Raw genomic sequence first — 13,742 nt, forward strand, 5'->3', positions numbered from 1 at the left:
GGATTTTCACCCACAGCACCCGAGCGACCGGCATGAAGGTACTAAGCAGGCAATCGCGGCTTTGATTGCCAGTCAAATTCGTATCAAGCTTGTTTACGCATTGCTACGACAGGCCTTCTATGATCTGTGCAGCAGACCGTCAATGTGGCATGGATAGAAACAATCCTGCACCGCAGAGAATAGTAGCGATTAGTTGGGGGAAGCCGTCGTTCATATTGCTGGCGAGCATTTGGATGGAGAGATGATGGCGTGGATTGAACTTACCAACCGTTTTTTGGAACCAGCTCTAACGTACACGTCCCGGCGCGCCAGAACCCTAAACAATGTGAGAGCGCCGACGACAGGAATATGTCGAACCGATGCAAACGAGGCTTTTATTAAGGTGTTGGATTATCGGGCCAGCAAACTCATCGCGGTGTTTTCATCGGTAATGAGTCCGTTGATTACGTTGCCGCGGAGCGCAGACAACAATGGTTGCACTTTCCTTTCACCTGAAGCCACGCAAATACGTTGTCTGCTCACATTGATCTGCGGCGCAACGCTGGTGATACGCAAATTCGTGGCACCTTCGACGATTTTCCCATCGATATCAAATGCCCAGCCGCAAATTTCGCCAACGCCTCCGAGCCTGTTAAGTTCAAAAAGCTCATCGCGGCTCAGAAACCCTTCCTTTGCAAGTGGCGAATCCGCCGCCAGATCGCTGATCCCCGTCACCCAGAGATCGGCAGTCGATGCGAGTTGATGGACGCGCCTCACCGGCTCAATCGCCAGCAACGCGTCCCTTTCTTCCACCGAAGATAGGTAGAGCGGCAAAAGAAGCGGATAATGCTGTGCGCTGACTGTTTCCGAAAGCTTGATCAAGGCGTCGAACGGGCTCGCCGATCCGTCAATGCCAATATGCCCCACCAGTGACACCAGTCGATGGACCGAGCCGTTGAGTGGAGAAACGCGCTGGACCGTGGCGCGCATAGTGCGGCCGGTGCCAAGCGCCATCACAATGGCAGTTCTGGACCGTAACTGCCGCTCTATGAAAACGGCAGCGGCTTCGGGGACGGTCATTGAGCCTTCCGGCCAAGTCCCTTCCGAGGGAACAACGTCGCAATAAGCTAGATCGAATTTCTCCGACATCCTGCCTGCAAGTTCCATGCAATTTGCTATTGGATGGTTCATCCGAAACGTGATCAGCCCTTCAGACCGGCATTGCGATACAAATCTCTGTGCCGTCGGGCGTGAAACGCCCAGCATCTGTGCGATCTCGTCCTGTGTCTTGCCGGCAATATAATAAAGCCAACCCGCTCTTGCGGCATCGTCCAGTCTGGGCTTGTCGTTATCGGCCATCGGCGGAAATTTCTCTCAGTAGGGAAGGCAGGTCGGCAGCACGCTTCAAAATGTGATCCGCACCGGCATTAAGCAATGTTTCAGTATTGTCCAGCACCGAATAGTGGCTCCCACCGGTAAATCCGACAGCCGTCATCCCCGCTGCCTTGGCAGCCTTCACGCCGCTGGGGCTGTCTTCGACAACGACGCATCGTGGGGCCGACACATCCATCTGTCTGGCCGCATAAAGAAAGAGGTCAGGAGCAGGCTTGCCGTGTTTAACCATCGTTGTACTGAAGATATTGCCTTCGAAAAGTGGCAGTAGACCTGTTCGCCCCAATGATATCTGAAGTCGTTCCTCATCGCTAGATGAGGCGACGCAGCGGGGCAGTGGTATAGCTTCAATCGCCGAACGAATTCCATCAACGGCAACCAGTTCCTGTTCAAAGCGCGTAAAAAGATACTCTCGCCAGCTTGAAACAAATGTGTCGGGGAGTGGCTTGTTTGTTTGTTCCGTGAAGGCATCGGTCACTGCCGACGCCGGGCGTCCCAGGAAAGTCCGCAAGGCATAGTTGAGGTCCGTCGGTACGCCGTGCCTGCTCAGCACATCGGCCACTGCGCCGCAGCTGATGATCTCACTGTCGACCAGCACCCCGTCACAGTCAAAAATGACCAGATCGAATGCTAGCGAGGCAGGGTTCATTGGGGTGATAACCATCGAGCGACTCATGAGAAAATGATTGATATGTGAGCGTATGATAAACACGGCGCGTTTGGAAGAGCAATATCGCCTTGCGCGCCCAGCGCAATTATAAGCTTATTAAAGGGCCATATGGGTAATCATTTTGACGCTTCAATTATGGGCTGGACAAACGCTTATCAGAGCGTATGCTCAATCTAAAAGCACTTGATCGAGATGGGAGGATACGATGAAGCGTCTTTTAGTGGCTTCCTTAATGTTGGGCTGTTCAATGCTGTCCAGCATAACGGCTGAGGCAAAAACGCAGATCGAATTCTGGCATGCGATGGGAGGCGTGCTCAATGAGCGCGTGAATGAACTTTCGAAGAAGTTCAATGATTCTCAGGATGAGTATGAAATTGTCCCGGTCAATAAGGGCAAATACGAAGAGCTTATCAATGCGATGATTGCAGCCTATCGCGCGAAGCGCGCGCCGGTCATTGTGCAAACCAATGAGCGCGCATTTTTGACCATGCTGAATTCATCGGCAGTAATACCCGTCGCCGACCTGATGGCCAAGGAAGGCTACACTATCGACTGGAGTACGGTGATTGCACCGGTTGCCGCTTACTATAGCGACAAGGGCAAGTTGCAGGCTCTGCCATTCAACTCGTCAACACCAATCCTCTGGTACAATCAGGATCATTTTAAGGCCACAGGCTTTGAAAAGCCAGCTGATAACTGGGATGAGCTGACACAACAGTTGCACGCGATCCATGACAAGGGCATTTCGAAGTGTGCCATGGTTTTGCCGGGTGACTATGAGTGGAGCTTTCTAGAAAACTACGCTGCCGTGAACGACTACCCCTATGGCACAAAGCGCAATGGCATCGACGGCATCGATACCGAGTTTGTCTTCAACAAGTCTCTGACCCGTCAAGTGAAGCGCATGCATGACCTTGTTTCGAGCGGTGTCATGGAAATCGCGGGTCAGGGAATTCAGCCGGTTCAGTTGTTCACCTCAGGCACCTGTTCGACGATTATTGCATCGACTGCGTCTCATGCAGCAGTGGAGGCTTCAGCAAAATTCCCGTGGAATGCGACTTTTCTTCCCCATGAAAAGGACAGAACAGCACATAACAGCGTCATCGGTGGTGGCGCTCTATGGGCAATGAAGGGTCATTCTGATGATGAATATAAAGGTGCTGCCGCTTTCTTCGATTTTCTAGCAAAGCCGGAAACTCAGGTGTGGTGGAGCAAAAACACCGGCTATGTTCCCGTTACGACGACGGCCTATGAAGCGCTGAAAAGCGAAGGCTATTTCGAACAGCATCCCACCCGCGCCATTGCGATTGAACAGCTTATGCGTAAGCCAAACTCCGATAATTCTCTGGGCTTTCGCTTCGGTAACTCCAATCAGGCCAATATCTTCATTATGGAAGAAGTGATGGCAGCGTCATTGGGGCAGAAGCCGGCACAGGAAGCGTTAGATTCCGCTGTCATGCGCGGCAATGAAGTGCTTCGCCGCTTTGAAAAGCTAAGCGCAGGAAAATAAGGCAATGAAAGCACAAGATGGAGGAGCTTTCCATCTGCCCTCCTCTTTGGGGGAGCGGCAGGAAAGCGGCCTGAAACGCGCGCATTTTCGAGAATGGAAAACGCCAGTCCTATTACTGGCGCCACAAATGCTCGTCTTGCTGTTCTTCTTCTTCATTCCGTCATTCAGGGCGCTAATCCAGGCGTTTCAGCTCAATGATCCGTTTGGCGGTTCAGTGCAATGGGTTGGTTTCTCGAACTTTGCGGCATTGCTCGCCAGCCCGTCCTACTGGATGTCGGCCAAAATGACGCTCTGGTTCACGCTGGCGCAGAATGCAATCACGCTTTCGGTTGCGTTGCTGTTTGCTTTCGCGACCAACCATGTCATTCGTGCTCGTGGCGCTTATCGTACGATCCTGCTGCTTCCTTATGCTATCGCTCCTGCAGTTGCGGGCATAATGCTGGCATTTCTGTTCAACACCCGTGTCGGACCCATCGCGCAAATACTGCACATGCTGGGTATCGGTTGGGACCCGACGAAGAACACTACCGATGCGATGATCCTCATCATTCTTGCAGCATCGTGGAAACACATTTGCTACAATTACATTTTTATCGTCGCCGCCCTGTTGGCCGTACCGCGTTCGATCCTGGAATCTGCCGCCATCGATGGCGCGGGACCCATTCGACGGTTCCAGCGCATTTCCTTGCCGATGATCGCGCCTACGCTGTTCTTCCTGATTGTCATCAACTTCGTCTACGGCTTGTTCGACACATTTGCGATTATCGATGCGACCACACGAGGCGGACCGGCAGGGGCGACTTCGATCCTTGTCTATAAGGTCTATCAGGATGGCTTCGTCAATCTGGACATGGGCTCTTCTGCTGCGCAGTCGGTCATTTTGATGATCCTCGCTCTCGCCCTCACATTCGCGCAGTTTCGCCTGGTCGAACGGCGCGTCAATTATGCGGTGTAAATCATGAACGAACGCACACCGATATTGGATGTGGTTTGCCATGCCGTTCTCATAATCGGGATCGTGTTGGTTTGCCTACCACTTTATTTCGTGATGGTCACGGGTTCGTTGAGCCAGCAGGATGTGTTGAAAGTCCCGATGAGTTGGCTGCCGGGCGATCAGTTTTTGTTCAATTCGCTGGAAGTTCTGACAACGATCAGTTTCGGGCAGCTTTTGGTGAACACGTTTATCGTCGCGCTCGGAATTACTGTCGGAAAACTGGCTTTGTCGGTACTTGCCGCCTTTGCAGTCACCTATTTCCGCTTTCCGTTCCGAATGACCGCCTTCTGGCTGATATTCATATCGATGATGCTGCCGATTGAGGTGCGAATTGTCCCAACCTATGAATCAGCAGCCAATATGGCGCTGCCGCTGAATATCATCTTTGCTTGGCTCGGCATTTCGGTCGAGCTGAACTGGAACATGGTGAACACCTATCCTGGACTTATCCTGCCTATCATCGCTTCAGCAACGGCGACATTTTTGTTCAGGCAGTTCTTTCTGACAATTCCTGACGATCTGTGCGAAGCAGCGCGGATTGACGGCGCCAAACCGATGCAATTCTTCTTCCGCATTCTGCTTCCACTTTCCCGGTCGAACATCGTGGCATTGTCGATCATTCTCTTTCTGATGGGCTGGAACCAGTATCTGTGGCCGTTGTTGATGACGACAGACCCCAATATGGCTACCGCCGTTGTCGGTTTGAAACAGGTCATGCCGCAGTCGGATGGTCTTCCGACATGGCACCTTCTCATGAACGCCTCGCTTTGGACCATGCTTCCGCCCGTGCTGGTGATCCTCATCATGCAGCGATGGTTCGTGAAGGGTCTCGTCGACAGTGGCAAATAATGAACAATTGGAGAATACAAAAATGGTGAAGATCATTGGTCATCGCGGTGGGCGTAATCTGTGGGCGGAAAATAGTATCGCGGGCTTTCAAAACCTGCTTGCTTTGGATGTCGATGCAGTGGAACTCGACGTACATTTGAGTTCCGATGGTGTGCCGGTTGTGATCCATGACCCATTGCTTGATCGCACCACCAATGGCAGAGGACCGGTTCAAGCGCAAAGCGCAGAGGCGCTTGGAAAAGTCCTCTTGAACGACAGCCGCGGTCAAACCATACCCACTCTAGCGGCTGTGCTGGATATCTTCGCTCCCACCAAGCTGGAGCTCGAGCTGGAGATCAAGATCGATGAGCGGGGAAGGCCCTATCCGGGTATGCCCGAAAAGATCATCACGCTTGCTCAAGAGCGTAATATGCTGGATCGTGTCTTCCTCACCTGCTTCGTGCCGGAAGTGCTGGAAGATGTCCGTATGAAATTTCCAGACCAGCAGTTGCTGATGTCGATTGACCGGCGCTCGGCGGAGTTTTTCGGTGGATTTGAAAAAGTGCTCAAGCGCGGCAACGATGTTGCAACGGTGCTGGCCTTCGAGAAGACCTTGCTGGAGATTATATTGGATCAGTGTGTTGCGGAGGTAGGGACGCCAAGGCTTGGATGTTGGGTGCCAAACACAGAAACTGAGCTAGAACATTGGTTGAGCAAGCCAATCGGTCAGTTGACGACGGATCGACCCGATCTTGCAGTTCTCGTCGCGGATCGGCAGTCTTCGCCGGCCAATCGGCAGAAAGGGTGACTTCATGGCCTCGGTCGAACTTCGTTCAATTCAAAAATCCTATGGCAATGTAGAAGTCATTCCAAGCATCGATCTTACGATTGCGGATGCTGAATTTGTTGCGCTTGTCGGACCTTCGGGATGCGGTAAGTCGACTTTACTGCGCATGATCGCCGGTCTTGAACAAATCACATCCGGTGATCTGCATATTGGCGACAGGAATGTGAACCGTGCTAATCCTAGTGAGCGCGATGTTGCCATGGTTTTCCAGAATTATGCGCTTTATCCGCATATGTCTGTCTTTGACAACATTGCGTTCAACCTTCAACTTGCGGGCCGCTCGAAAGCGGAAATACGGGATCGGGTCGGGGAAGCAGCTCGGATGCTCGATCTGACGGCCCTATTGGACCGCAAACCGCACCAGTTATCGGGAGGCCAGCGCCAGCGCGTTGCAATGGGGCGCGCCATTGTGCGAAAGCCTTCTGTCTTTCTGTTTGATGAGCCGCTTTCCAATCTGGATGCTAAATTGCGCGTCTTGATGCGAGCAGAGATCAAGGAACTGCATCAGAAGGTAAAAATCACGTCGATCTATGTCACGCATGATCAGATTGAGGCGATGACACTGGCCGATAGAGTGGTGGTGCTTAACAAGGGGCGGATCGAGCAACAAGGCACGCCAATGGAACTTTACACAAAACCCGCCAATATCTTCGTCGCGGGCTTCATCGGTTCGCCAGCCATGAACTTTCTTGAAGCGACGGTCGAGCATAGTTCATCAGGTGCCGCTATTCGTCTGGCAAGCGGTTCGAAACTGGAAATGCCCGACAGCGACACTGATAGAAGCGGCAAAGTTGTGCTAGGTCTGCGTCCTGAACATCTGGAAGTCAAGCGTGATGGCGGCATTCCGGCGAAAGTGCGTTTGATCGAGCCAACCGGTGCACAATCCCATGTTGGGTTTGAGGTTGGATCCGAGAAATTGATGGCTGTGATTGACAGCGAGATGTCGCTAGCAGTGGGCGATGTCGTCGAACTGGGTATCTCATTCGAACGGATGCATCTGTTTGATCCTACCACTGGTGTTCGCATCGATTGATGACTGTTATATGGAAATTTGCGATAGTTCGGCTTATTTGAGATCCGTTATATGAGTGCTCTTTCTTATTCACTTCATAAGTAACCGTCATGTTAAATATTGGCCAGGGTGTTTTGGGTAACTACGGACAGATTAATAGGTCAGTTCAACCTGCCGAAAACGCGAAGCATTTTTTCGACAGTCTGTTTCATTGCCAGTCAAAAACTTCTCTCGAGGTGGCAACAACACTTCCCGTTTTTATAAAGTACGAGCGCTATCCATCCCTTTTGACCTTCTTTCGCCGCAAGCACAAAATCTGTTGTCTCTTGGTGCCCTGCTTCGTCAATCAAGGGATAAACAAGACTAATTAACTCTTGTTTCAAAATTATCATTCGGATTATAGAGAAGCCAGTTTCACACGGCTAACGGCAAACCGCCACTCGCAATTCGGGATATTATCAGTGACCGCAATGAAAACCCTTCTGGCCGCTACGAGTTTTGTCGCCTTGTTCGCTCTTCAAAACAACCCAGCGGAAGCTGCCACGCAGTACCCCCTGACACTGGATAATTGCGGAGCGAAAGTTACATTCCAAAAGGCGCCTGAACGCGCTATCGGCCTTGGTCAAAACAGCGCCGAAATATTGTTGCTGCTGGGCCTTGAAGACAAAATGGCGGGAACCGCGTTCTGGCCAAGCAAGGTTTTACCGCAGCTCGAGGCTGCCAATTCCAAGGTGAAACTTCTGACTGTTGAATTCCCGACATTTGAATCCATCCTTGCAGAGAACCCGGATTTTGTAGCGGCGGCCCTTCCAAGCCTGATCGGACCAAATAGCAAGGTCGCAAAGCGCGACGATTTCGATAAGGTCGGTGTTCCAACCTATCTTTCGCCAAGCACGTGTCTGAGTACAGAGCAAGTCAAGGATGAGTATGGCAGCCGCGACAAACTATGGAACATGGAGCTTCTGTATAAGGAAATCGACGAACTCTCACAGATTTTCGATGTTTCAGATCGTGGTCAGGCGCTCATTTCTGATTTCAAGGCACGCGAGGCAGCTTTGCGCGCAAGCGTTCCTGCAAGCGGTAAGAAACTTTCTTACCTATTCTGGTTCTCCAGCCCATCGCCATCCGCAGACGCTTATTTGGGCGGCGGAAATGGCGCATCGAGCTTCATCGCTGACGTTCTGGGCGGCGAGAATGCTATCAAGGCAGAAGCCGAATGGCCGACGCTTGGTTGGGAAAGCATTATCGCCGCGAACCCTGATGTGATTGTTGTTGCGAATCTCGACCGTAATCGTTGGGAGCTCGACAAGCCTGAAGCCAAGATTCAGTTTCTTAATACAGACCCTGCGGTGAGCCAGATGCCAGCGGTCAAGAACAAGGCCATCGCCGTCATGGATGGTCAAGCCATGAACCCGACCATCCGTACGATTTACGGTGCAGAGCAGCTCGCCGAACAGTTAAAAGCGCTCGGTATTCTCAAGTGAGTGTTTCTGGCCAGTCTTTAAGGCACTGGGGTGCTTTCAGCATAATGCTGCTGGCGTCGCTTATCGCAATCGGATTCGTGGTGGGTATCAGCGTCGGTATTGGCGACTTGCCGATCCCTTTATCGACAACCTTTGCAGCGATAACCAATCGCCTGGGATGGAGTTCTGTCGAGATTAATCGCATTCATGAGACGGTGATCTGGGATTACCGTCTGAGCCGTGCATTGGTAGCAGCATTTTGCGGTGCAGGCCTCGCGCTTTCAGGCGCGATCATGCAATCGCTTTTGCGTAATCTGTGTTTCGGCGTGGAATATTGACCCCACTAGCGGGCGAATACTTATTCAATTTTGACCCCCGCTAGATTTCATCCGAGGATCTGACTTTAGTCAGCGGATGGAGTAGGGAGTTGAAAAGAGTGGATACGATTGCTCGTGTCCGGCGCGCCTTCCATGTTCAAGGCTGGTCGGTAAAGAAGATCACCAGAGAGCTTCATGTTTCTCGTAATACGGTTCGCAAAATACTGCGATCTGATGCGACGGAGTTTTGTTACAAACGTGAACATCAGCCCTTTCCGAGGATGGAGCCTTGGAAAGGAGACGTTGAACGTTTTCTTGTTTCCAACGAAGGTAAGGCATCTCGTGAGCGGTTGACGCTTATCCGCATTTATGAAGAAGTTCGGTCGCTGGGCTATGAAGGCAGCTATGACACCGTCCGCCGCTATGCCAAATCCTGGTCTAAGAAGCGCGGATTAGTGGCGAGTGACGCCTACGTTCCGCTCTATTACGCGCCAGGCGAAGCTTATCAGTTCGATTGGAGCCATGAGATTATTCGGCTCAATGGTGTGACGACGACAATCAAGGTTGCGCACGTTCGATTGTGTCATAGCCGGATGATGTTTGCGCGGGCTTACATGCGCGAAAGCCAGGAAATGGTGTTCGATGCACATGATAAGGCTTTTGTGTTTTCCGTGGCGCTTGTACGCGCGGTATATACGACAATATGAAAACGGCTGTTGATGCCATTTTTGTTGGGAAAGAGCGGCAGTATAATCGTCGGTTCCAGCAAATGTGCAGTCATTACCTTATTCAGCCTGTTGCCTGTACTCCGGCATCAGGTTGGGAGAAGGGACAGGTTGAGAACCAGGTTGGCTTGGTTCGAGAGCGCTTTACACCGCGTTTACGGGTCAAAAGTTTGGAGGAACTCAATGTCTGGCTCCTCGATAAATGTATCGCTTATGCAAAAGCACACCGCCATCCTGAACAAACCCAGCGCATGATCTGGCAGGTATTTGAGGAAGAACGCAAAAGTCTTGTACCATATATTGGCCCCTTCGACGGCTTTCACTGTGTTCCAGCGTCGATATCAAAAACCTGCACCGTCCGTTTTGACAACAATAAATACTCGGTTCTTTCAACTGCAGTTGGTCGTCCTGTAGAAGTTCATGCCTATGCAGATCGGATCGTCATACGGCAGGATGGTGTGAAGGTCGCAGAGCATACGCGTAGCTTTCATCGAGGTGAAACGATCTACGACCCATGGCATTATGTGCCTGTTCTTGCTCGAAAACCTGGCGCTCTACGCAATGGCGCACCTTTCCGCGATTGGGTTTTGCCAGCCGCAATGGAGAAAATCCGCAAACGTTTGCAGAGCGCTCACGATGGTGATCGGCAGATGGTCACCATCCTCGCATGCGTACCTTCCGACGGATTGGCTAATGTCGATGCTGCATGTCAGGAAGCGCTTGATCATAACGTGTATTCTGCGGCAGTTATCATCAACATTCTCGCACGCAGTCGAGACCCGGCTCCAACTCCCACACTCCAACTCCCCGACGCACTTCGATTGATGCATGAACCAATCGCCGACTGTTCACGCTATGACAGTCTTAGGAGGGCAAGCTGATGGAACGCACGCAGGTACTTGAACTCATGGGAACGCTGAAGCTCTATGGTATGCGCAGCGCTTATGATGAGGTGATGGGAATGGAATAAAACGGCAGCACGAACCGCCACGTATTGTGGGTGAGTTGTTGCAGTCGGAAATTGCAGAAAAGCAAGCACGTTCCATTCGATACCAGCTCAGCATAGCCAAATTACCTCTTGCTAAGGACATTGAGGACTTCGACTTTACCGGCACCCCAATCAACGAAGGTTTGGTTCGCGAGTTGGCCACAGGCATTTTTGTTAGCGATCAAAGAAATGTCGTTCTGGTTGGTGGCACGGGAACAGGAAAAAGCCATCTGGCTATTGCCATTGCGCGCGCACTCATTCGCAATGGCACACGTGGCCGTTTCTTCAATGTGGTTGATCTGGTCAATCGACTTGAAACTGAAACACGCAACGGGAAGCAAGGCAGGACCGCAGAATATCTCAACCGTCTCGACTTTGTTATTCTCGACGAGCTGGGGTACTTGCCATTCGCTCAGGCAGGCGGGCAGTTGCTGTTCCATCTTATAAGCAAGCTCTACGAGCGAACCTCGATTATCGTTACGACCAATCTGGCGTTCGGCGAGTGGCCGACCGTCTTTGGCGATGCAAAATGACAACTGCACTTTTAGATCGCCTGACGCACCATTGCGAAATCGTAGAGACAGGCAACGATTCATGGCGCTTTAAAAACCGCTCTCAAAGCTAAAGCCGAAACAGCTAATCACCCGCACTTGGCCTACCCTTTGCAACCCCGGCCAGCGTCGGGCAGGCCAAGTGCTAATCCGTAATCGGGGGGTCAATATTGGACAAGTAAAGGGGGTGAATATTCCGTTCCGATTGACACCGATCTTCCCGCTGAGGCGACATTGCCAGCGTTTATGATCAGGCCGAAATAGGTGCTTTCGCGAAGACCATTTTCCCACACCTTTCGCGAATAATTCCGAAAGCCGGTCCCTTAAATCAGGGCCCGGTCGAAGGGAGCCCCTTCGGCCCCTCCCCTCGTGCTCCCCTCCCGCCCGCACCTAAAAAGCCGATTCTGGATAGCCAAAAAAGTAAAGCGGAAAACGCCTTTGCGATCCCGTTTTGCAACAAATAAGGTTATGCTGCGCAAATCTGTGTTGTCACGTTAACTGGGCTGCAGTTGCCTGCCTGACGGGTTGGGCGTAAATTTTGGCGATGCAGTCATCAGATATAAGCTTTAAGGGTCCCCGTTTGCCGCCGCAGATTGTTGCTCATGCGGTGTGGTTTTATCTGCGGTTCAACCTTAGTCTGCGTGAAATTGAGGAAATGCTGGTTGGGCGTGCAACCGACGTGTCATGCGAGACAGTTCGTCGCTGGATCGCCAAGTTCGGACCTCAGATCGCACGCAACGTGTGGCGGTGTCAGGCGCGCCCCGGCGATATTTGGTATTTGGACAAAGTGGTCGTCAAAATCGCTGGAGAGAAATTCTGGCTCTGGCGTGTGGTGGATCAAAACGACACCGTTCTAGAAGAAATCTTGCAGAAGCGGCGTGATAAAGGGGCAGCAAAGCGACTGCTCGTGGCGTTAATGAAGCGCTATGGCTTTGCTCCCAAACGGAACTTGCTGTCCGAGCCGCTAAAAGGCGAAGCGGTCTTGATCGCAGAGCGCCTTGCTTCCGTTAGCGGATGGCTCCCTGTCCCCCTTCGGATCGCGGAGGAAGCTACAGCTGAAACCATGGACGACGAAACCGGCAAAGAAACCGGATGCGCCGACTATGAAGCAGAGTTTCCCCAAGCGGTTGAATAAGTCTCAGGCTGGTCGTGCGTTTCTCACGCACGACCAGTTTCATATAAGTTTGAGTTTATAACTGACCAAGTTGATTGAAAGGACTAGAAATCGACGGTCCGTGCTATATGAACATTCTCATATGCTGTGGTCCGGTCCGGAGCTGGTGGATAAATCCAGACCGTATTAATCTCTTGTTTCACCTTCTTCGCGTCAGTGCCGGTGATTTCGACTTTGCCAGACCATCCGCGTGTAAAAATTGCAGCGTCAGCGCCGAGATCAAGGCAAACAACATATGCGGGCTGATTATACGCCAAGGTCGGCTCGCCTAAAAGTTCTGCGGCTGCATTATGGCCTGCAAATGCGCCAAGTCGTCGTGCATGCTGACAGGACATCAGCGAGAAATTTCCCTCATTGTCCGTTGCCGCTTTTGCGGTATCTCCAGTCGCGAAAATCTGAGCGTGACCAGGTACGCGAAGGTCCGGTTCCACTATGATACGTCCGAGCTGGTCTCTTTCTGCGTCGAGCTGACTTGTGAGGGGAGAGGCGCGCATGCCTCCCGACCAGATAACTGTCGCCGTCTCGATCCGTTCTCCGTTATCAAGCGTTACTGAATTCTCGTCGAGTTTTGCAATTCCCGTGTTTAATCGGGTCTCTATACCAAGTTCTTTGAGACGCTGCTCAATATATGGACGTGGATTTTCTCCCATTGCCGGAGCGACATGCGGATTCCTGTCCACAATGATGATGCGCGGACGAGCCTTCGAACCCAGAATACCACGCAGCCGCGTTTCGAGTTCGGTAGCGACTTCCAATCCTGTGAAACCCGCTCCGCCTACCACAATTGTGTCTCGTGCGGGGCTTGCCGGATGATCAGCAAGCCTGTGCAGATGCTGATCCAGTATTACAGCTTCTTCAAGATGGTTGGAGGCAAAGCCGTATTCCTCAAGCCCGGGGATTGGTGGCTGAAAACCGCGACTGCCAGCAGCAAGCACGAGTCTGTCATAGGATTGTAGGACACTTCGACCGTTGCCATCTATGATCGCAACTTGGCTACCAGCAACGTCGATCTTTTCTACTGTACCAGCAATGAAATTGATCTCAGTAGCGGAGAAGAGATCCCCAAGAGGAGCCGTCATCTTATCGGGCTCGGGTTCATAGAGTCTCGGGCGGATGACCAGCTCAGGTTCGGGGGACACGACGGTGATCTTCAAATCCTCAGCTGACACACTCTTTTCGTGCCTCAGCCGAGAGGCAGCCAATGCTGCCATAACACCGGCAAAACCGGCGCCAACAATGAGGATATGCTTGGACATGATGATTTCTCCTGTTTACGAGATGCCGGTAATGGT

General features: G+C 51.9%; 10 protein-coding genes and 3 pseudogenes. 10 read left to right on the forward strand and 3 right to left on the reverse strand.

The genetic code is table 11. The features are described from left to right. Window positions 1-390: 390 nt before the first annotated feature. Window positions 391-1,338 carry a sugar-binding transcriptional regulator gene (locus LJ361_RS09890; protein WP_036586973.1) on the reverse strand — a complete coding sequence of 316 codons (948 nt, stop codon included), beginning with the start codon at window positions 1,336-1,338 and terminating at the stop codon, window positions 391-393. After that, window positions 1,328-2,035 carry an HAD family hydrolase gene (locus LJ361_RS09895; protein WP_235916876.1) on the reverse strand — a complete coding sequence of 236 codons (708 nt, stop codon included), beginning with the start codon at window positions 2,033-2,035 and terminating at the stop codon, window positions 1,328-1,330. Before LJ361_RS09895 ends, LJ361_RS09890 begins: the two co-directional genes overlap by 11 nt. Window positions 2,036-2,246: 211 nt before the next feature. Here LJ361_RS09895 and LJ361_RS09900 point away from each other — a divergent pair, with 211 nt between their 5' ends. The 10 genes and pseudogenes from LJ361_RS09900 to LJ361_RS09945 all read left to right on the forward strand — a co-directional run bounded on the left by LJ361_RS09900 (window position 2,247) and on the right by LJ361_RS09945 (window position 12,411). Next, window positions 2,247-3,551 (forward strand): extracellular solute-binding protein, encoded by a 1,305-nt coding sequence (locus LJ361_RS09900; protein WP_043062507.1) that lies wholly within the window; start codon window positions 2,247-2,249, stop codon window positions 3,549-3,551. Window positions 3,552-3,555: 4 nt separating this feature from the next. Further along, window positions 3,556-4,506, forward strand: a complete 951-nt coding sequence (locus tag LJ361_RS09905; RefSeq protein WP_043062508.1) for an ABC transporter permease subunit — start codon at window positions 3,556-3,558, stop codon at window positions 4,504-4,506. Window positions 4,507-4,509: 3 nt separating this feature from the next. After that, complete coding sequence (ugpE, locus tag LJ361_RS09910; RefSeq protein WP_036586972.1) at window positions 4,510-5,394, forward strand: sn-glycerol-3-phosphate ABC transporter permease UgpE; 885 nt, start codon at window positions 4,510-4,512, stop codon at window positions 5,392-5,394. Window positions 5,395-5,416: 22 nt separating this feature from the next. Further along, complete coding sequence (locus LJ361_RS09915; RefSeq protein WP_036586970.1) at window positions 5,417-6,181, forward strand: glycerophosphodiester phosphodiesterase family protein; 765 nt, start codon at window positions 5,417-5,419, stop codon at window positions 6,179-6,181. A gap of 4 nt (window positions 6,182-6,185) precedes the next feature. Next, window positions 6,186-7,253, forward strand: a complete 1,068-nt coding sequence (locus LJ361_RS09920; protein WP_063620580.1) for an ABC transporter ATP-binding protein — start codon at window positions 6,186-6,188, stop codon at window positions 7,251-7,253. Window positions 7,254-7,693: 440 nt separating this feature from the next. Further along, window positions 7,694-8,716: an ABC transporter substrate-binding protein gene (locus LJ361_RS09925; protein WP_036586968.1), complete on the forward strand. Its 1,023-nt coding sequence runs from the start codon at window positions 7,694-7,696 to the stop codon at window positions 8,714-8,716. A 44-nt stretch (window positions 8,717-8,760) separates the two neighbouring features. After that, window positions 8,761-9,009 (forward strand): annotated as a pseudogene (locus tag LJ361_RS09930) (iron chelate uptake ABC transporter family permease subunit); the annotation flags it as partial. A gap of 113 nt (window positions 9,010-9,122) precedes the next feature. Continuing rightward, window positions 9,123-10,618 (forward strand): annotated as a pseudogene (gene istA / locus LJ361_RS09935) (IS21 family transposase). Continuing rightward, window positions 10,618-11,350 (forward strand): annotated as a pseudogene (gene istB / locus LJ361_RS09940) (IS21-like element helper ATPase IstB). The pseudogenes istA and istB overlap by 1 nt, the downstream one beginning before the upstream one ends. Before the next feature lie 470 nt (window positions 11,351-11,820). Further along, a complete protein-coding gene (locus LJ361_RS09945) occupies window positions 11,821-12,411 on the forward strand; it encodes an IS6 family transposase (RefSeq protein WP_264813591.1) in 591 nt (196 codons plus the stop codon). 83 nt (window positions 12,412-12,494) lie between these two features. On the opposite strand, the gene LJ361_RS09950 is transcribed toward LJ361_RS09945, so the two are convergent. Then, window positions 12,495-13,706 (reverse strand): NAD(P)/FAD-dependent oxidoreductase, encoded by a 1,212-nt coding sequence (locus tag LJ361_RS09950; protein WP_264813438.1) that lies wholly within the window; start codon window positions 13,704-13,706, stop codon window positions 12,495-12,497. Window positions 13,707-13,742: the final 36 nt, after the last annotated feature.

Origin of the sequence: Brucella sp. JSBI001, from assembly GCF_026014005.1 — a bacterium.
GTDB lineage: Bacteria > Pseudomonadota > Alphaproteobacteria > Rhizobiales > Rhizobiaceae > Brucella > Brucella anthropi.

Coding starts and splice junctions, on each gene's coding strand:
- LJ361_RS09895 (WP_235916876.1), bottom strand. CDS start 2,035: ATGGTTATCACCCCAATGAACCCTGCCTCGCTAGCATTCGATCTGGTC.
- LJ361_RS09915 (WP_036586970.1), top strand. CDS start 5,417: ATGGTGAAGATCATTGGTCATCGCGGTGGGCGTAATCTGTGGGCGGAA.
- LJ361_RS09900 (WP_043062507.1), top strand. CDS start 2,247: ATGAAGCGTCTTTTAGTGGCTTCCTTAATGTTGGGCTGTTCAATGCTG.
- LJ361_RS09890 (WP_036586973.1), bottom strand. CDS start 1,338: ATGGCCGATAACGACAAGCCCAGACTGGACGATGCCGCAAGAGCGGGT.
- LJ361_RS09950 (WP_264813438.1), bottom strand. CDS start 13,706: ATGTCCAAGCATATCCTCATTGTTGGCGCCGGTTTTGCCGGTGTTATG.
- LJ361_RS09945 (WP_264813591.1), top strand. CDS start 11,821: ATGCAGTCATCAGATATAAGCTTTAAGGGTCCCCGTTTGCCGCCGCAG.
- LJ361_RS09920 (WP_063620580.1), top strand. CDS start 6,186: ATGGCCTCGGTCGAACTTCGTTCAATTCAAAAATCCTATGGCAATGTA.
- ugpE (WP_036586972.1), top strand. CDS start 4,510: ATGAACGAACGCACACCGATATTGGATGTGGTTTGCCATGCCGTTCTC.
- LJ361_RS09905 (WP_043062508.1), top strand. CDS start 3,556: ATGAAAGCACAAGATGGAGGAGCTTTCCATCTGCCCTCCTCTTTGGGG.